We start from the raw sequence: 16,945 nt of genomic DNA, 5'->3' as shown, positions 1-16,945 counted from the left end.
GTCTGACGGCGCCGGCCGTATTCTGGCGGGCGGGTCGCAAATCCTCCCTGGAGACGCCCTCCCCCGGAACCACCGTTTTGCGCATCGTCCGAATTTTATTGCTGCTTTTGCTGGCCCTGCTGTTGCTGCCCTATCTGGTGACGCCGTTCTACCGCACCGGTCAGCCAGCTTCGGCCCTGATGGCATGGCGGACCCTGCGCGGGGCTCCGGTGACGCGGCATTGGATCGAGTTCGGCGGCATGTCGCCGTATTTGCCGCGGTCCGTGGTTGCCTCCGAGGATGCGCATTTCTGCAAGCACCACGGGGTCGATTGGGGGGCGCTGCGCGAGGCGCTCAACGACGCCGAGGACGGTGAGGCGGCGCGCGGCGGCTCGACCATCACCCAGCAGGTGGCCAAGAACCTGTTCCTGTGGCCGGGCCGCAGCGTGATCCGCAAGGGGCTGGAGCTGCCGCTGGCGCTCTGGATCGATTTCGTGCTGCCCAAGCAGCGGATCCTGGAAATCTACCTCAATATCGCGGAAATGGGCCCATCCGGGCAGTTTGGTGCCGAAGCCGGCGCCCAATATGCCTTTGGCCGGTCGGCTGCGGCGCTATCCCCTCGCGAGGCGGCACTTTTGGCGGCAATTCTGCCGAATCCGGTCAAACGGAGCGCCCGGAACCCGGGTCCGGGGGTGCGCAGGCTGTCCGGCACCTACATGGCCCGGGCCAACACCGTGACGCGGTGCTGGCGGGAAAATCGCGGCGATTGAGCGCGATTTCGGGCGCATTTTGCAGTCTCCGGCCCTAGCTTTACGCGGAGCCTTCCTCTATAAGCGCGGCCTTACCGGCATCGCAGCTGGCGCTTTGAAGCGCTGTGCGCTCGTCCCCGTTTCGGACGATGCTTCCGCAACACCCTAGAGGACACCGTCATGGCCGTTCCCAGAAGAAAAACCTCGCCGTCGCGCCGTGGCATGCGCCGTTCGGCCGATGCGATCAAGACCCCGACCTATGTCGAGGACAAGGACTCCGGCGAGCTGCGCCGTCCGCACCACCTCGACCTGAAGACCGGCATGTACAAGGGCCGCCAGGTCCTGAAGGCCAAGAAAGAGTCCTGATCGGACCTTCGGCTGTCGTGCCGCCGAGCATGATCCCGCGCGATAAACGCAAGATGCGTTTGCGCGGAGATCACGCTCCAGTCAAAACGGCGTGGCGCCCGATTTCGGCCAACGAGTGCGGTCAAGACGGCGCGTCCGCGGCGAAGCCGATGAGCATCGCCGCATTGCTGGTTCTCCCTGAATAAGGCGCAAGCCCCGATGGTCGGTTTTCCGCTGCTGCTCGTTCCGCTCGCGGTCTACAACATCATCGCTTTCCTGATGCCCGGCGTGTCCTTCACGGACCCGCTGATCAGGCTGACCTTGCTGTCGGGCGAAGTGTGGCAGATCACGCTCGGCGACATGCTGCTCGCGGCCGGCGCGCTGCTGCTGCTGCTCGAGGTCATCAAGGGCGCGCGCCCCGGCGCGAAATATCTCACCGATCATCTGCTGTCGCTGATCGTGTTCGGTGCCGCCGCCGCCGAATTCCTGCTCTGGCCGAAATTCGGCAACTCGACCTATTGCCTGCTCACGCTGCTGGCGCTGGTCGATTTCATTTCCGGAGTTGCGCTGCGCACCCGCCGCCGTGCGGTGGTCGCGGCACCCGCGCCGAGCGTCAGCAGCGCGCAGCCCGAGCCGCCGCAGCCTGCGCCGCCGCGTGTCGAGCCCGCGCCTGTCGCCGCACCGGCGCCTGCTGCTCCGCCGCCACCGGCCGCGGCCGTTCCTCCGGCGACGTCGGTTGCGGAATCCGTGCTGCTCGATCAGTCTGCGCCGAAGCCCACGGTCCCCTCGCCGGATTTGCAGCCGGGCGGCCACCCATCGTCGGACGCGCCGCAGCGCTAGACTCTTTGCGAAGGACGATCATGAGCGGAGAAACAGCTCTTCCGATCGCCGATCCGAAAACGAGGCAATCGATCTTCGACTGGCTCGAACGCTTCGCGGCCTGCGTCAGGGCAGTCGACTATGCGGCCGCCCGTCCGTTCTGGCATTCCGACATCATCTCGTTCGGCACCTATCAGGAGCTGATCCACGGCCGCGCACGCTGGACCGAGATGCAATGGGACAATGTCTGGCCCCGCACCGCAGATTTCGTCTTCGATCTCGCGCACACCGAGGTGCTGGTCAGCGGCGATGGCGGCATGGCGACGGTGATCGCACCCTGGACCAGCACCGGCTTCCATCCGGACGGCAGCCGCTTCGATCGCCCGGGGCGGGCGACGATCATTCTCGCGCGTCAGGCCGACGGGCGCTGGCTCGGCATTCATTCCCACATGTCGCTGCGCCGCGGCGTGCCGCAGGACAGCCACGGCAACCGCCCGGTCAAGGCTCGCTGAATCGCTTGCTGCTTAGATGATTTGCCTTGTGCGCCGCGCGACGCTGCGGCGTTCGTCGACATGCGGGCCGTAAGCGCTCTGCGCATCGGCCAATGACCCACGCCGCAAGCCGCGCGTCTGCGGTTCGTGCGCGGCGGTTGCGATCAGGTGCGCCAGAAATGAAGGGTCGCCGTGGGGCAGCGGAATCTTGGGCGCCCAATGGGTGGTCACCGCCAGCGGCACCAGGGCCGTGCTGGTTACCGCAGCCGCGTCACAGAATTCGCCGTCCAGGATTTCCGATTGATCGATATCCAGCATCGCCTGCGACCCGTTGAAGCGTCATAGTTTGGGACGTCGCGTCCCTCCGCGACAACCCTCATGGCAAGGGTCATGCCCGCCATCCCCAGTTCGTTCCGCGGCAGCGCAAAACGTGGTTTCCAGATTATTTATCAACTTCTCCTAGCGTTGGATTCGCCGGAACCACTATCTTGAGGGTGTGGAGAATCACCGGGCTCCGTCCCAGATCGAGACATGTTCGATGCCACCTGTCCCGCCAGCTGCCAGCATCCTCGCCTCGCTCGGCCAAGCGACATTCGCCTGGGACCTGGCGACCGACGCGATTGCCTGGAGCGACAATGCGGCGACGGTCTTCCCGGATATCCCTGCCGAAGCGCTCGCCAGCGGTGCCGAGCTCGCCAAGCTGATCGAGCCATCGCGCAGCATCCGCGCGGATGCGCTCGGCCAGTCCGCGCCGGTGCACGGCGGGGAGGGCGTGCCCTACCGGATCGAATATGGCGTGCGCGCCGTCACCTCGGCGCCGGTGATCTGGATCGAGGAGACCGGCTGCTGGTTCGCGGGCTCCGACGGCCGGCCGGCGCGCGTGCAGGGCGTCGTCCGCATCAACAATGAACGCCATGCCCGCGACGAGCAGCTCTTGAAGCTGTCGCGGCACGATCCGCTGACCAACGAGCTCAACCGCACCCATCTGGTCGCCTCGCTCGCCGAAGCGATCGAGGAGTGCGCGCGCTTCCGCACCTCCTGCGCCTTCATGCTGATCGGCATCGATCATCTGGCGCGGATCAACGATGCCTTCGGCTTCGATGTCGCCGACGCCGTCATCGCCGAGGTTGCGAAGCGGATCCGCGCGCGGCTGCGCAGCGGCGACATGCTCGGCCGCTTCTCCGGTAACAAGTTCGGCCTGATCCTGCGCAACTGCACCGTCGACGACACCAATGTCGCGGCCGAGCGCTTCCTCGCCGCGGTGCGCGACGAGGTGGTGCCGACCAAGTCCGGCCCGGTGTCGGTGACGTCATCGATCGGCGCCGTCACCATCCCGCGGCACGCGAGGTCGGCGGAGGAGGCAGTCAACCGCGCCCAGGAGACGCTGGACGCCGCCAAGAGCCGCCGTGCCGGATCGTTTGCGCTGTGGAAGCCGAATGTCGAGCGCGACGCCCAGCGCCGCGTCAACATCCGCGTCACCGACGAGATCGTCACCGCGCTGAACGAGCGCCGCATCGTGATCGGCTTCGAGCCGGTGGTCGATGCGCGCCTGCGGCAGCCTGCGTTCTACGAGTGCCTGGTCCGCATGGAGCAGGATGACGGCCGCGCGCTGCTGGCGCCCGATATCGTGCCGGTCGCCGAGCGGCTCGGCCTGATCCGGCTGGTCGATCACCGCGTGCTGGAGCTTGCGATCGCCGAGCTTGCGGCCGCCTCGGGCGTGCAGCTCAGCCTCAACATCTCGCCCGACACCACGATGGACCCGGACTGGTGGGCGACCATCGAATCCTTGATGCGCGCACATCCCGGCGTCGGCGAGCGGCTGATCGTCGAGATCACCGAGACGGTTGCGATCCAGGATATCGACGACGTCCGCGGTTTCGTCACGCGGCTGAAGAATTTCGGCAGCCGGATCGCGATCGACGATTTCGGCGCCGGCTACACCTCGTTCCGCAATCTGCGCAAGCTCGGCGTCGACATTGTGAAAATCGATGGCGCTTTCGTGCAGAACATCGTGCGCTCGGCCGACGACCGCGCCTTCGTGCAGACGCTGATCGATCTCGCGCGCCGCCTTGAGATCAAGACGGTCGCCGAATGGGTGCAGGACGAGGAGGCCGCCGCGATGCTGCGCGAATGGGGCTGTGACTTCATCCAGGGCCGCCTGATCGGCCTCGCCTCGCCGGACCGGCCGTGGAACGTGCCGGCGGGGAAGACCGTGCCGGCTACGGGTTAGGACGACGCACCACCATAGATCCGTCATCCTGAGGAGCCGCGTAGCGGCGTCTCGAAGGATGCACGGCCCGGCTAGTGGCCGTCGACCCTTCGAGACGCCGCGCAAGGGCGCGGCTCCTCAGGGTGACGGGATTCAGACCTGGACAGCTCAGCGACTGAGACGAGAACCTACTCGTCCTTCTTCGCCGGCTGCGACATGCGCTCGAGGCGCTCCTGCATGTCTTTCATCTGGCGGCGCAGGTCGTCGATGTTGCCATCGTCAGGCGCGGGCTCCGGCACCTTCTCGGCCTCAGTGCCGCCGCGCTGCGGCACGAACGGCTTGAACATCGAGAAGGTCTGCTGGAACAGCTCCATGTTGCGGCGGACCTGCTCTTCCAGCGGCGCAAACGGCGTGCCGCTCAGCGCGCCCGCGATCTGCTTGCGGAACTTCTCCTGCTCCTTGGTCAGCGTCTCGATCGACTGTTCGAGATATTTCGGCACCACCATCTGCATGCTGTCGCCATAGAAGCGGATCAGCTGGCGCAGGAAGGTGGTCGGCAGCAGGTTCTGCCCGGCCTTGTTTTCCTGCTCGAAGATGATTTGCGCGAGCACGGAGCGGGTTATGTCGTCGCCGGTCTTGGCGTCGTAAACGAGGAAATCCTCGCCCTCCTTCACCATCGCCGCGAGATCCTCGAGCGTCACATAGGTGCTCGTACCGGTATTATAGAGCCGCCGGTTCGCGTATTTCTTGATCGTGGTCGGATGTTCAGATTTTGCCATGGGCTCTCACTTCAACACCGAAGAACCTGGGACCCCGACGGCATCGCCGCAGGGCTAAATGCAACGCATCGCAGCAAAGGTAAGCATTTTCAAAGCCGTTCGGCTACCGTTTTGTGCTTTGCGGTTAATTCCAAAGCATAGGATTTGCTCAGGAATGTGCCAAGGGCGTCATTTTGAGTGCGCCGCGGCGCAATTTGCGCGACAGTTCGATTGACATGGCTCAATGAGCTTTACAGGATAGTCGTTAAGAGACAGGCCCGCCAAACCGGCCGCCCGCCGTCGAGAAACCCAGCTACAACCAAAAGGAGATGTCCATGTCAGACGATGTCGTCATCGTCAGCGCCGCCCGCACCCCCGTCGGCAGCTTCAACGGCGCCTTCGCCACCACCCCGGCCCATGACCTCGGTGCGATCGCCATCAAGGCGGCGCTGGAGCGTGCCGGCGTCGAGGGTGGCCAGGTCTCCGAAGTCATCATGGGCCAGATCCTCACCGCCGCCCAGGGCCAGAACCCGGCCCGCCAGGCTTCGATCGCAGCCGGCATCCCGGTGGAAAGCCCGGCTTGGGGCGTTAACCAGCTCTGCGGCTCGGGCCTGCGCACGGTGGCGCTCGGCTACCAGGCGCTGCTCAACGGCGATTCCTCGATCGTCGTCGCAGGCGGCCAGGAAAGCATGAGCATGGCCCCGCACGCGCAATATTTGCGCGGCGGCGTCAAGATGGGTGACCTCCAGCTGGTCGACACCATGATCAAGGACGGTCTCTGGGATGCTTTCAACGGCTACCACATGGGCAACACCGCCGAGAACGTCGCCAAGCAGTACCAGATCACAAGGTCGCAGCAGGACGAGTTCGCGGTCGGCTCGCAGAACAAGGCCGAGGCGGCGCAGAAGGCCGGCAAGTTCAAGGACGAGATCGTCCCGGTCACCATCAAGTCCCGCAAGGGCGATATCGTGGTCGACACCGACGAATATCCGCGCCACGGCGCCACGCTCGATGCGATGGCCAAGCTGCGCGCCGCGTTCGAGAAGGACGGCACCGTGACCGCCGGCAACGCCTCGGGCATCAATGACGGCGCCGCCGCCGTCGTGCTGATGACCGCCAAGGAAGCCGCCAAGCAGGGCAAGAAGGTGCTGGCCCGGATCGTCTCGTGGGGGCAGGCCGGCGTCGATCCCAAGATCATGGGCACCGGTCCGATCCCCGCCTCGCGCGCGGCACTGAAGAAGGCCGGCTGGAACATCGCCGACCTCGATCTGATCGAGGCCAACGAGGCGTTCGCGGCGCAGGCCTGCGCGGTCAACAAGGACCTCGGCTGGGATCCGGCCAAGGTCAACGTCAATGGTGGCGCGATCGCGATCGGCCATCCGGTCGGCGCCTCGGGTGCGCGCGTGCTGGTGACGCTGCTGCACGAGATGCAGAAGCGCGATGCCAAGAAGGGCCTCGCGACGTTGTGTATCGGCGGCGGCATGGGCATCGCCATGTGCGTTGCACGCGACTGAACAAAAGGCAGCGAGATCGGTTAGGTGATGAAAAGATCATCTGTCAACCGCGGCGCGAGCTGATAGAAAAGATGCCCGGCTTTGCGCCGGGCATTTTTATTTTCGAGCGCATGAACCGGAAAAGTGCGAAGCGGTTTTCCGACAAGATCATGCTCAAAAAGGGAGCTAAGGCGCGATGACCATTCAGCCTGATCTCATCGCGCTTTGTTGAGTGCGAAGGCCGGCGTGATCCGGTCATAAAAGACGGCCAAGGAGGAGACGGACAATGGCACGAGTTGCATTGGTGACGGGCGGAACGCGGGGCATCGGAGCTTCGATCAGCAAGGGCTTGAAAGCGGCCGGCTACAAGGTCGCGGCGAGCTATGCCGGCAATGATGCTGCGGCGGAGAAGTTCAAGGCGGAGACCGGCATCCCCGTCTACAAATGGGATGTCGCCTCGTTCGACGCCTGCGCGGCCGGCGTGAAGCAGGTCGAGGCCGATCTCGGCCCGGTCGATGTGCTGGTCAACAATGCCGGCATCACCCGCGACACTGCCTTCCACAAAATGACGCTGCAGCAGTGGAACGAGGTGATCAACACCAATCTCGGCTCGCTGTTCAACATGACGCGCCAGGTCATCGAGGGCATGCGCGCCCGCAAGTTCGGCCGCATCATCTCGATCTCCTCGATCAACGGCCAGAAGGGCCAGTTCGGCCAGGTCAACTATTCGGCGGCGAAGGCCGGCGACATCGGCTTCACCAAGGCCCTGGCGCTGGAGAACGCCAAAGGCGGCATCACCGTCAACGTCATCGCGCCCGGCTATATCAACACCGAGATGGTGCAGGCGGTGCCGAAGGATGTGCTGGAGAAGAACGTGATCCCGCAGATCCCGGTCAACCGCCTCGGCGAGCCCGAGGAGATCGCGCGCGCGGTCGTATTCCTCGCTGCCGACGAGGCCGGCTTCATCACCGGCTCGACGTTGACCATCAACGGCGGCCAGTATCACGCCTGACGCGTCAAGCGTCGTTGCGCCGCAGGCGCACGCGATCGAGTCGTGATGCCCGGCCTTGTGCCGGGCATTTTCGTCGTTACAACCGCGGGGCGCGAAGCAAGGACGTGGCGCCGCCACGGCAGATTGAATTGAGATGACGACCCGAACTGCCACCCTTGTCGGACTGACCGCCATCCTGATGTGGTCGCTGCTGTCGGTCATGACGGTCGCGACCGGGACGATCCCGGCCTTCCAGCTCGCTGCCATGACCTTTGCGATCGGCGCCGCGGTGGCGTTCGCAAGTTTCCTGCTGCGGCCGTCTGCCTTCGGCGCCTTGAAGCAGCCGCTGATCGCCTGGGTCGTCGGCATCGGCGGGCTGTTCGGCTATCACGCGCTGTATTTCCTCGCGCTGCGCTTCGCGCCGCCGGCCGAGGCCGGCCTGCTCAATTATCTCTGGCCGCTCTTGATCGTGCTGTTCTCCTCGCTGCTGCCGGGCGAGCGGCTGGCGATCCATCACATCGTCGGCGCGCTGCTCGGCCTTGTCGGCACCGTGCTGCTGTTTGCCGGCAACACCGGCAGCTTCACAGCAGCGCAGATTCCAGGCTTCGCGGCGGCCTTCGTCGCGGCGTTCGTCTGGGCGTCCTATTCGGTGATGTCGCGCCGGCTCAAGGCGGTGCCGACCGATGCGGTGGCGGGCTTCTGCCTTGCGACGGCGGTGCTCGCCGCGCTGGTGCACATGATGGTGGAGACCACGGTGTGGCCCGCGACACCGCTGCAATGGCTCGCCGTCGCCGCGCTCGGCGTCGGTCCGGTGGGGGCTGCGTTCTTTGCCTGGGATATCGGCATGAAGCGCGGCGACATCCGCGTGCTCGGCGCGGCCTCCTACGCCACGCCGCTGCTCTCGACCGCGTTCCTGATTCTTGCGGGCTTTGCCAGGCCGAGCGCCAACATCGCCATCGCCGCGATCCTGATTGCCGGCGGTGGGCTGATCGCGGCGAAGGACATGGTGTGGAAGCGCTGAGGGTTATCAACTCGTCATTCCGGGATGCGCCACTTGGCGCAGGCCCGGAATCCATTTCACCGCTTGCACCTGCGGCCCAATGGATTCCGGGCTCGCGCTCCGCGCGCCCCGGAATGACGAACTAAGCCGGCTCCCAGCCTTTCGGCGCCAGCTCGAACGTCGCGAACTCGAATCCCGGTGCGACGGTGCAGCCGACCAGCGTCCAGTCGCCGCTGCTCTCCGCGGCCTGCCAGGCGCCAGCCGGCACGATCACCTGCGGCTGCTCGCCGCCGATGACGTCAGGCCCGAGCGCGATCGCGTGCTGTTGCTCGCCTTCCGGCGCGATCCGCAGCGTCAGCGGCGCGCCGGCGTAATAGTGCCACGTCTCGACGGCGTCGATGCGATGCCAGTGCGAGCGCTCGCCGCGCGCCAGCAGGAAATAGATCGCGGTCGAATGCGAACGGCCATCGGCATCGCGGCGTTCGTCGCGAAACGTCTCGCGATAATGCCCGCCTTCGGGATGCGGCTTCAGGTCGAGCCGCGCGACGATGTCGGCAGCCGAGAGCTGTGACATCACGACTTGTTCTTGCGCTCGCGGAGCTCGCCGAACACCTGGGCCGGGTCGGCGCCCTTCATGTGCAGCTTGGCTGCGACAACGGGCTCGTCGGCGCGCAGGAACACGTTGGCCTTCTTCTCGTCGCCGAGCAGCACGGGGATCGTCGGCTTGTTCTCGGCTCGCAGCTTCGTGACTTCCGCCGCGCGCGCCTGTAGCGCCGGATTATCGGGCTCGATGGTCAGCGCGAACTTCACGTTGGAAGCGGTGTATTCATGGCCGCAATAGAGACGGAAGTCGTCCGGCAGCGAACGCAGCTTCAAAAGCGAATCCCACATCATCGGATAGCTGCCCTCGAACACCCGGCCGCAGCCGATCGAGAACAGCGTGTCGGCGGCGAACACCGCCTTCTCGCCGTCGAACACGTAGGAGATATGGTCGAGGGTATGGCCGGGCGTTTCGACCACGCGGGCCAGGAGGCTGCCGACCTTGATGACGTCGGCATTGGCGGCGCGCAGATCGACATTGGCGATCTTCGCCGACTGGTCGTGCGGGGCGACGACTCGGCAGCCATATTTCTGCTTCAGCTCGGCGACGCCGCCGACATGGTCGCCATGGTGATGGGTGATCAGGATGTCGGTCAGCGTCCAGCCTTCGCGCTCCAGCGCCTTGATGATCGGACCGGCCTCCGGCGCGTCGATCGACGCCGTTGCGCCGGTCGCGGGATCGTGGATCAGGTACCCGAAATTGTCGGTGAGGCAGCTGAAGGTACGAATCTCGGCGGTCATGATATCTCCACGAACAAACGGGACGGACATTTCAGGGCATGATCGTCTGGGAAAAAACCGGTCGCAACTTTCCCGGGTCATGCTCTTAACGCGCCCAATATGGGTGTGAAATATGGCGTTAACGCTCCGGCGGCAACGCAATTTTCCGCGCAGCCGGCTAGCTGCCGGCATGTTAGGCTAGCAACCATGGACGTCATCGACCTCCGCGACTTCTATTCGCAGCGCCTCGGCATCGTGGCGCGGCAGCTCATCAACCGCGGCATCCGCGCACGATGGCCGAACGCGGACGGCCAGCGTGTGCTCGGGCTCGGCTATCCAACGCCCTATCTCGGCCTGTTCCGCGAGACCTGCGAGCGCTGCATTGCCTTCATGCCGGCGGCCCAGGGCGTGCTGAAATGGCCGACCGGCCGGCCGGCGCTGGCGACCCTGATCGACGAATTCTCGATGCCGCTGCCCGATGCCGCGGTCGACCGCGTGCTGCTGGTGCATGCGCTGGAGATGTCGGATGATCCCGAGCGGCTGCTGCGCGAGGTGTGGCGGGTGCTGTCGCCGTCGGGGCGGCTGATCGCGATCATTCCGAACCGGCGCGGCGTCTGGACCCGCACCGATGCCACGCCGTTCGGCCATGGCCGGCCCTATTCGCGGGCGCAAATTACCCAGCTGTTGCGGCAGACCTGGTTCACGCCGGCGTCATGGGGCGAGGCGCTGTTCATGCCGCCGGTGCAGGGCAGCTGGTTCCTGCGCTCGGCCATGGCGTGGGAGCGCGTCGGCGCCGCGCTGTCGATGCCGTTCGCCGGCGTCCATATTGTGGAGGCCAGCAAGCAGGTCTATCGCGCGATCCCGGCGCGCCGCGAGCGCACCCAGCTGATCCCGTCATTGCGTCCGGTGCTGGTGCCGTCCTCGACGGCAACGCGCAAATCGACGCACTCGGAGTCGTAAAACGACGCAGGCGTGACACGGACCGGCCACCCTCCAGTGGAGGGTGGCCGCAAAGATGCGTTGCGTTACTCGTTGCCCGGATTGAAGTCGTCGCCGCTCGGCGCGGGCTGCGCCGCCATGTCGGGACGCGGGCCGTGCGGACGGCGGCGGCGGCGCGGGAAGCGCTCGCTGCGTTCGCCGCGCTCTGCTGCGCCGCCATTGTTGCCTTCATAGGCCCCATTGACCTGCGGCTGCGCGCCGCCGGTGATGAACGAGGGCAGGCGATCGACGCCGCCGGCATCGGCCATCGCGGGCTGCGGCTGGTTCTGCGGTTGCGGCTGGTATTGCGGCTGCGGACGATGCTCGCGCTCGCGATGTTCGCGCGGTTGGTGCTCACGCGGCTGCTGGTCCCGTTCGCGATGCTCGCGCGGCTGCTGCTGATCGCGCTGGTACGGCTGCTGGCCGACCTCGCGCAGGAAGGGTTGCTGCTGCTGCGGCACGAAGCCCGGCTCCTGGCCGAAGCTCGAATAGCCGTCATTGTCGTCGTCGCCGTCTTCGGTCACGGCCGGCTCGGCGTCGGGACGCGGCTGCTGCTGATTCTGCCGGAACTGCTCCTGCGCAGCCGCGATGATCCGGTAGTAGTGCTCGGCGTGCTGATAGTAGTTCTCGGCTGCCACCGGGTCGCCGGAGGAGCGTGCATCGCGCGCCAGCTGGACGTATTTCTCGGCGACGTGGGAGGCCGTGCCGCGGATCTTGATGTCGGGTCCGTTCGATTCGTATACCCGTGTCAGGGGATTCTGGCCGCGCCGGTTATTGTTGTTGTTATTGTTGTTGTTATTCCGGTTGCGCATCCGCTTGTTGTTCTGACCGTTTCTCATCTGTCGCCTTTTATTCCAGCCCTGAAGTGATTGCAGTCCGTCGTGTTCGATCCGTCATGTCCGATTCGGCGCGCGCCTAGGCACACGGAATCGCAATACCGTTCGAAGTGGCATCGATGTCGCCGACCATTTCGTTCAGCAAAGTCGCGTTCAGCAAAGACGCGTTCCCCAACCGCCGGCAACGCCCGCCAGCGACCAAATCATTCCGCCCGTTGAGACAGGCCCAGTTCTCGTGCGTAAGTCTTCAAGCGCAATTACAGGCTTTCGTTCGCTTGGCGGTCAGAGCAGCACAGCTTCGGCTATTGCGCTCAATAGACCTGCGTTCCTGGAACCTTTCGATCGGCGGGCTCTGCTGAACCCTGGTCATCACCCGTAACGATTACGGGGCCAGCACCGATGTTGTGCCCGGAACGTAGTCGTTCCCGGGGGATAATCCAAGAGGTTTTTTTGCGTTCCAATAGGACTTTATCGGGGCAGCCGGCGGGCTGAAACGGCCCTCGGAATGCCTCCGAGATCGGCCCTCGGTGAGCCTGTTGGGGATAACCCGGACGCCGTCATCAGCGCTTCAACGGCGCCCCCTTGGCCCTGTCCAATTTCCACAATCAGAAATCCACCCGATACCAAAATACCCGCAGATTGCGAAATCAGCGCGCGGTAGGCATCGAGTCCGTCGGAACCACCGTCCAGCGCCGCGCGCGGGTCGTGCGCACGCACCTCGATGTCGAGACCGGCGATGTCGGCCGAGGGAATGTAGGGCGGGTTGGACACGATCAGGTCGAACGTGCCGGTCAGGGCGCTGGCATAGTCGCATTCGATCCATGTCGTGCGCGCGGCGAGTCCGAGCTCGGCGGCATTCCACTTCGCGGTCTGCAATGCCTCGGCCGAGATGTCGGTGGCGAAGCCATGCGCGTTCGGCAGTTCCGAGAGCAGCGCCAGCAGGATCGCGCCGGAACCGGTGCCGAGATCGGCGATCCGCAAGGCGCGATTCTCCGCGCCGTCGCCGCGCAGCAGGTCTAGCGCGCGCTCGACCACGGTCTCGGTGTCGGGGCGCGGCACCAGCGTCGCGGCGGAGAGGCGCAGCGGCAGGCCCCAAAACTCCTTGACGCCGAGAATGCGCGCGACCGGTTCGCCGGCGAGGCGGCGTTGTGCGAGGGATTCGAGCTGATCGGCTTCGGTTGCGGTCAGCGCGCGATGCGCCGCGGTGATCATGCCGGTCAGGTCAAGGCCGAGCGCGGCACCGACCAAGAGCCGTGCGTCGAGCTCGGCGGAGTCATTGCCGGCGGTTGCCAATCGCGTCGTAAGCGCGCGCCGCGCCGCATCGATCGTCTGGCCAGTGAACTGGTTCACGGACGACACCACCATCCGGTAGCCCGGATGGAGCGAAGCGCAATCCGGGGCAGGGTCACCCGCGCGCAGGATTCCCGGATTTCGCTTCGCTTCATCCGGGCTACGGGCGCGGTCACGCCGCCGCGCCCTGTGCGGCGAGCTGCGCGGCCTGGTGTTCGGTGGTCAGCGCATCGATCAGTTCGCTTAAGCTTTCGCCGGCGATCACCTGCGGCAGCTTGTAGAGCGTCAGATTGATGCGATGGTCGGTGACGCGCCCTTGCGGGAAATTATAGGTCCGGATGCGCTCGGAGCGATCGCCGGAGCCGACCTTCTCCTTGCGATCGGCGGAGCGCGCGGCCTCGACGCGCTGGCGTTCGGCATCATAGATGCGCGAGCGCAGGATGTTCATCGCCGACGCCCGGTTTTTGTGCTGCGAGCGGCTGTCCTGCATCATCACCACGATGCCGGTCGGCAGATGAGTGATGCGGATCGCCGATTCGGTCTTGTTGACGTGCTGACCGCCGGCGCCGCCGGCGCGCATGGTCTCGATCCTCAAGTCGGTGTCCTTGATGTCGACGTCGACGTCCTCAACCTCGGGCAGCACGGCAACAGTGGCGGCCGAGGTGTGGATGCGGCCCTGGGTTTCGGTGTCGGGCACGCGCTGCACCCGGTGCACGCCGGATTCGAATTTCAGCTTGGCGAACGCGCCGCGGCCCTGCACCTCGGCGATGATTTCCTTGAAGCCGCCTACGGTGCCTTCGCTGGCCGAGATCACCTCGACCTTCCAGCCCTGCAAGGCGGCGAAGCGCTCATACATCCGGAACAGGTCGCCGGCAAACAGCGAGGCCTCGTCGCCGCCGGTACCGGCGCGGATTTCCAGAACCACGTTGCGGTCGTCCATCGCGTCCTTGGGCAACAGCGCAACGCGGATCTTCTGCTCGAGATCGCCGATCCGCGCCTGCAGCGTGTCCAGCTCGGCTTCTGCCATGCTGCGCATCTCGGGATCGGTACCGGAATCCGCCAGCATCGCCTCTGTGTCGGTGAGCTCGGTTCGGGCCGACCGATACGTCTTCACCGCGTCGATCAGCGGATTGAGCTCGGCAAGCTCGCGCGTGATGGCAACATAGCGGTCGGACTTGACCTCGCCGAGCAGCTCGGCCTCGAGCGAGGCGTGATGAGCGAGCAGGACGTCGAGTTTGGCTTCGGGTAGCATGACGGTATCTCGAATTTGCGGAAGGCGCGAAGGGTGGCAACAGCGATGACAGCGTCGCTACAAGGCCAGCCCCTCGGTCTCCGCAAACTTGGTCAGAGCCTCGCGGATCGATACGCTGCCGACGGGGGCGTCCAGCAGCGGATTGATCATCGCCTCCGCTTTTGTGGCGTCGAGGTCGAGGATCAGCGCCTTGACCGGGCCATGCGCGGTCGCCGACAGCGACAGCGAGCGATAACCGAGCGCGATCAGCGCCAGCGCGCCGATCGGCTTCGACGCCATCTCGCCGCACAGCGAGGCGGTCTTCTTCGCGGCCTTGGCCTTGCGCACGATGTCGCGCAGCGCGCGCAGGATCGGCGCCGACAGGATGTCGAAGCGTTCCGAGACCTTGGCGTTGCCGCGGTCGACCGCGAACAGGAACTGGAACAGGTCGTTGGAGCCGACCGAGACGAAGTCGACCTTCTTCAAGAGCTCGTCGAGCTGGTAGAGCAGCGCCGGCACCTCGACCATGGTGCCGATATCGATCCGCTCGGGCAGCGAGTGGCCGTGCTGGCGCAGATAGGTCAGCTCGCGCTCGACGATCGCCTTGGCCTGGTCGAATTCGGCGATGTCGGAGATCATCGGGAACATGATCTTCAGCGCGCGGCCGCCGCCGGCGCGCAGCAGTGCGCGGATCTGGCCGCGCAGCAGGCCGGGGCGATCGAGGCCGAGTCGGATCGCGCGCCAGCCGAGCGCCGGATTTTCCTCGACCACGGTCTCCATATAGGGCAGCGCCTTGTCGCCGCCGATATCGAGCGTGCGGAAGGTGACCGGCTTTGCCCCCGCGGCATCGAGCACGGTGCGGTAAAGCGCGAGCTGGTCGCTCGAACGCGGCAGGTTCGGGCTCACCATGAACTGCAATTCGGTGCGAAACAGGCCGATGCCGGCGCTGCCGGTTTCCTCGATATGCGGCAGGTCGATGGTCAGGCCGGCATTGATCAGGAGCTCGATCGGCTGGCCGTCCTTGGTCACGCAAGGCTTGTCGCGTAGCGCCGAATACTGCGCCTGCCGCCGCGCCCGGAACCGGACCCGCTCGGCATAGGCCGATTCGATCTCGGCGGAGGGGCGGACATAGATCTCGCCGGAAATGCCGTCGACGATGATGGCGTCGCCGGGATCGGCGATGCCGGGCGCGTTCGGCACTTCGCCGACCGCGGGAATGCCGAGCGCGCGCGCCACGATCGAGACGTGGGAATTCGCGGTGCCTTCCTCCAGCACCAGGCCGCGCAGCCGCTTGCGGTCATAGTCGAGCAGCGCCGCGGGGCCCATCGCGCGGGCGATCAGGATGGCGTTGTCGGGCAGTTGCTCGCGCGACGGCGCATGGTCCTGGCCGACCAGTTGCCGCATCAGGCGATGGCCGAGATCCTCGAGGTCGTGCAGCCGGTCGCGCAGATAGGGATCGGTCGAGCGCAGCATGCGCGCGCGGGTGTCGGACTGCACGCGCTCGACGGCGGCCTCCGCGGTGAGGCCGGTGGCGACGGCTTCATGCAGCTTGTGCGACCAGCCCTGGTCGTTGGCGAACATGCGATAGGCTTCCAGCACCTCGCGGTGCTCGCCGCCGTCGGCGACGTCGCCGCGCTCCAGCATGCGGTCGAGATCGGCGCGCAAATTGGCCAGCGCGGTGTCGAGCCGCTTGACCTCCTTCGGCAGGTCTTCGGCGATGTAATTGGTGATGACGACGCGCGGCTCGTGCAGCACGACATGGCCGAGCGCGATGCCGTCGGACAGCACGGCGCCGGTCTTGTGCAGCGAGTGCCGCGCGGCGGGCTCGGCGCCGGGCTGGGCCAGCGCGGCGAGCTCGCCGGAGGCGATCATTTCCGCCAGCACCATGGCGGTGGTCTGCAGCGCCTCGACCTCTTCCTCAACATATGTGCGCTTGGCGCGATTCTGCACCACCAGCACGCCGAGCGTGTTTCCGGCGCGCAGGATCGGCACGCCAAGGAACGAGTGGTAGATCTCTTCGCCGGTCTCCGGGCGGTAGGCGAAGGCCGGATGGCTCTGCGCATCGGACAGGTTGAGCGGCGTCGCCTCGCTGGCGACGAGGCCGACCAGGCCTTCATGCGCGCTCAGCACGGTGCGGTGCACGGCGTCGCGGTTCAGACCTTCGGTGGCGTAGAGCTCGAGCGTGTTGTCGACGCGCAGCACGTAGCAGGAGCAGACCTCGGCCACCATGTTGGCCGCGATCAGCACCACGATCTTGTCGAGGCGCTCCTGGGCGGAGACTTGCTCCGCCATGGTTTCGCGGAGCCGTCTCAACAGGATGCGTGGGCCTCCCGACGCGCTCCGCATGTGCTTCAGTCCCTCCCCACGAGGCCGGCGCACCGGGCCGGCCGGCCGCTGGCGCAAAACTCGTCAAACACAACAATTTTAGTCATTCGGTGTCGCCGCTCGCGCCAGTC

17 protein-coding genes are annotated in these 16,945 nt (G+C 65.8%); 9 read left to right on the top strand and 8 right to left on the bottom strand.

Features of this window, described 5'->3' with window-relative positions; translation table 11 throughout:
• Positions 1-77 precede the first annotated feature (77 nt).
• The 4 genes from mtgA to ACVIW0_RS37840 all read left to right on the top strand — a co-directional run bounded on the left by mtgA (position 78) and on the right by ACVIW0_RS37840 (position 2,404).
• Complete coding sequence (gene mtgA, locus ACVIW0_RS37855; RefSeq protein ID WP_461356861.1) at positions 78-749, top strand: monofunctional biosynthetic peptidoglycan transglycosylase; 672 nt, start codon at positions 78-80, stop codon at positions 747-749.
• A 159-nt stretch (positions 750-908) separates the two neighbouring features.
• Positions 909-1,094 carry a 50S ribosomal protein L32 gene (gene rpmF / locus ACVIW0_RS37850; RefSeq protein WP_021077536.1) on the top strand — a complete coding sequence of 62 codons (186 nt, stop codon included), beginning with the start codon at positions 909-911 and terminating at the stop codon, positions 1,092-1,094.
• A 198-nt stretch (positions 1,095-1,292) separates the two neighbouring features.
• A complete protein-coding gene (locus ACVIW0_RS37845; protein WP_461356860.1) occupies positions 1,293-1,913 on the top strand; it encodes a hypothetical protein in 621 nt (206 codons plus the stop codon).
• 20 nt (positions 1,914-1,933) lie between these two features.
• Positions 1,934-2,404: a YybH family protein gene (locus ACVIW0_RS37840; RefSeq protein ID WP_461356859.1), complete on the top strand. Its 471-nt coding sequence runs from the start codon at positions 1,934-1,936 to the stop codon at positions 2,402-2,404.
• A 12-nt stretch (positions 2,405-2,416) separates the two neighbouring features.
• Here ACVIW0_RS37840 and ACVIW0_RS37835 read toward each other — a convergent pair whose 3' ends face one another.
• A complete protein-coding gene (locus ACVIW0_RS37835; protein ID WP_461356858.1) occupies positions 2,417-2,701 on the bottom strand; it encodes a hypothetical protein in 285 nt (94 codons plus the stop codon).
• 220 nt (positions 2,702-2,921) lie between these two features.
• On the opposite strand from ACVIW0_RS37835, the gene ACVIW0_RS37830 reads away from it, so the two are divergent.
• Positions 2,922-4,613 (top strand): putative bifunctional diguanylate cyclase/phosphodiesterase, encoded by a 1,692-nt coding sequence (locus ACVIW0_RS37830; RefSeq protein ID WP_461356857.1) that lies wholly within the window; start codon positions 2,922-2,924, stop codon positions 4,611-4,613.
• A 167-nt stretch (positions 4,614-4,780) separates the two neighbouring features.
• On the opposite strand, the gene phaR is transcribed toward ACVIW0_RS37830, so the two are convergent.
• Entirely contained in the window at positions 4,781-5,371 is a 591-nt protein-coding gene (phaR, locus tag ACVIW0_RS37825; RefSeq protein ID WP_456751014.1) for a polyhydroxyalkanoate synthesis repressor PhaR, read from the bottom strand.
• A gap of 314 nt (positions 5,372-5,685) precedes the next feature.
• Here phaR and ACVIW0_RS37820 point away from each other — a divergent pair, with 314 nt between their 5' ends.
• The 3 genes from ACVIW0_RS37820 to yddG all read left to right on the top strand — a co-directional run bounded on the left by ACVIW0_RS37820 (position 5,686) and on the right by yddG (position 8,855).
• A complete protein-coding gene (locus ACVIW0_RS37820) occupies positions 5,686-6,864 on the top strand; it encodes an acetyl-CoA C-acetyltransferase (protein ID WP_461356856.1) in 1,179 nt (392 codons plus the stop codon).
• 265 nt (positions 6,865-7,129) lie between these two features.
• Positions 7,130-7,855, top strand: coding sequence for an acetoacetyl-CoA reductase (gene phbB / locus ACVIW0_RS37815; protein WP_461356855.1), 726 nt, complete (start codon positions 7,130-7,132; stop codon positions 7,853-7,855).
• Positions 7,856-7,988: 133 nt separating this feature from the next.
• On the top strand, positions 7,989-8,855 hold the full coding sequence (gene yddG / locus ACVIW0_RS37810; protein WP_461356854.1) for an aromatic amino acid exporter YddG: 867 nt from the start codon (positions 7,989-7,991) through the stop codon (positions 8,853-8,855).
• Positions 8,856-8,976: 121 nt separating this feature from the next.
• Here the strand turns inward: yddG and ACVIW0_RS37805 are convergent, their stop codons facing one another.
• Positions 8,977-9,408 carry a cupin domain-containing protein gene (locus tag ACVIW0_RS37805; protein WP_461357540.1) on the bottom strand — a complete coding sequence of 144 codons (432 nt, stop codon included), beginning with the start codon at positions 9,406-9,408 and terminating at the stop codon, positions 8,977-8,979.
• Complete coding sequence (gene gloB, locus ACVIW0_RS37800; protein WP_461356853.1) at positions 9,408-10,175, bottom strand: hydroxyacylglutathione hydrolase; 768 nt, start codon at positions 10,173-10,175, stop codon at positions 9,408-9,410. Before gloB ends, ACVIW0_RS37805 begins: the two co-directional genes overlap by 1 nt.
• 186 nt (positions 10,176-10,361) lie before the next feature.
• Here gloB and ACVIW0_RS37795 point away from each other — a divergent pair, with 186 nt between their 5' ends.
• Positions 10,362-11,114: a class I SAM-dependent methyltransferase gene (locus tag ACVIW0_RS37795; protein WP_461356852.1), complete on the top strand. Its 753-nt coding sequence runs from the start codon at positions 10,362-10,364 to the stop codon at positions 11,112-11,114.
• Between the two features lie 65 nt (positions 11,115-11,179).
• Here ACVIW0_RS37795 and ACVIW0_RS37790 read toward each other — a convergent pair whose 3' ends face one another.
• The 4 genes from ACVIW0_RS37790 to ptsP form a co-directional block, all read right to left on the bottom strand.
• Complete coding sequence (locus ACVIW0_RS37790) at positions 11,180-11,971, bottom strand: DUF4167 domain-containing protein (protein ID WP_461356851.1); 792 nt, start codon at positions 11,969-11,971, stop codon at positions 11,180-11,182.
• Between the two features lie 465 nt (positions 11,972-12,436).
• The gene (gene prmC, locus ACVIW0_RS37785; RefSeq protein WP_461356850.1) at positions 12,437-13,333 is read right to left on the bottom strand and encodes a peptide chain release factor N(5)-glutamine methyltransferase; all 897 of its coding nucleotides are present in this window, start codon (positions 13,331-13,333) and stop codon (positions 12,437-12,439) included.
• Positions 13,334-13,430: 97 nt separating this feature from the next.
• Positions 13,431-14,510, bottom strand: coding sequence for a peptide chain release factor 1 (prfA, locus tag ACVIW0_RS37780; protein WP_461356849.1), 1,080 nt, complete (start codon positions 14,508-14,510; stop codon positions 13,431-13,433).
• Positions 14,511-14,567: 57 nt separating this feature from the next.
• Complete coding sequence (ptsP, locus tag ACVIW0_RS37775; RefSeq protein WP_461356848.1) at positions 14,568-16,835, bottom strand: phosphoenolpyruvate--protein phosphotransferase; 2,268 nt, start codon at positions 16,833-16,835, stop codon at positions 14,568-14,570.
• Positions 16,836-16,945: the final 110 nt, after the last annotated feature.

This window comes from Bradyrhizobium sp. USDA 4454, assembly GCF_054822705.1.
This window is presented reverse-complemented; position numbering and strand designations above follow the sequence as displayed.

Bases quoted from the DNA above. Each gene is read 5' to 3' on its own strand.
- rpmF (WP_021077536.1), top strand. From the start codon at position 909: ATGGCCGTTCCCAGAAGAAAAACCTCGCCGTCGCGCCGTGGCATGCGC.
- ACVIW0_RS37845 (WP_461356860.1), top strand. From the start codon at position 1,293: ATGGTCGGTTTTCCGCTGCTGCTCGTTCCGCTCGCGGTCTACAACATC.
- ACVIW0_RS37840 (WP_461356859.1), top strand. From the start codon at position 1,934: ATGAGCGGAGAAACAGCTCTTCCGATCGCCGATCCGAAAACGAGGCAA.
- ACVIW0_RS37835 (WP_461356858.1), bottom strand. From the start codon at position 2,701: ATGCTGGATATCGATCAATCGGAAATCCTGGACGGCGAATTCTGTGAC.
- ACVIW0_RS37830 (WP_461356857.1), top strand. From the start codon at position 2,922: ATGCCACCTGTCCCGCCAGCTGCCAGCATCCTCGCCTCGCTCGGCCAA.
- phaR (WP_456751014.1), bottom strand. From the start codon at position 5,371: ATGGCAAAATCTGAACATCCGACCACGATCAAGAAATACGCGAACCGG.
- ACVIW0_RS37820 (WP_461356856.1), top strand. From the start codon at position 5,686: ATGTCAGACGATGTCGTCATCGTCAGCGCCGCCCGCACCCCCGTCGGC.
- phbB (WP_461356855.1), top strand. From the start codon at position 7,130: ATGGCACGAGTTGCATTGGTGACGGGCGGAACGCGGGGCATCGGAGCT.
- yddG (WP_461356854.1), top strand. From the start codon at position 7,989: ATGACGACCCGAACTGCCACCCTTGTCGGACTGACCGCCATCCTGATG.
- ACVIW0_RS37805 (WP_461357540.1), bottom strand. From the start codon at position 9,408: ATGTCACAGCTCTCGGCTGCCGACATCGTCGCGCGGCTCGACCTGAAG.
- gloB (WP_461356853.1), bottom strand. From the start codon at position 10,175: ATGACCGCCGAGATTCGTACCTTCAGCTGCCTCACCGACAATTTCGGG.
- ACVIW0_RS37795 (WP_461356852.1), top strand. From the start codon at position 10,362: ATGGACGTCATCGACCTCCGCGACTTCTATTCGCAGCGCCTCGGCATC.
- ACVIW0_RS37790 (WP_461356851.1), bottom strand. From the start codon at position 11,971: ATGAGAAACGGTCAGAACAACAAGCGGATGCGCAACCGGAATAACAAC.
- prmC (WP_461356850.1), bottom strand. From the start codon at position 13,333: ATGGTGGTGTCGTCCGTGAACCAGTTCACTGGCCAGACGATCGATGCG.
- prfA (WP_461356849.1), bottom strand. From the start codon at position 14,510: ATGCTACCCGAAGCCAAACTCGACGTCCTGCTCGCTCATCACGCCTCG.
- ptsP (WP_461356848.1), bottom strand. From the start codon at position 16,835: ATGCGGAGCGCGTCGGGAGGCCCACGCATCCTGTTGAGACGGCTCCGC.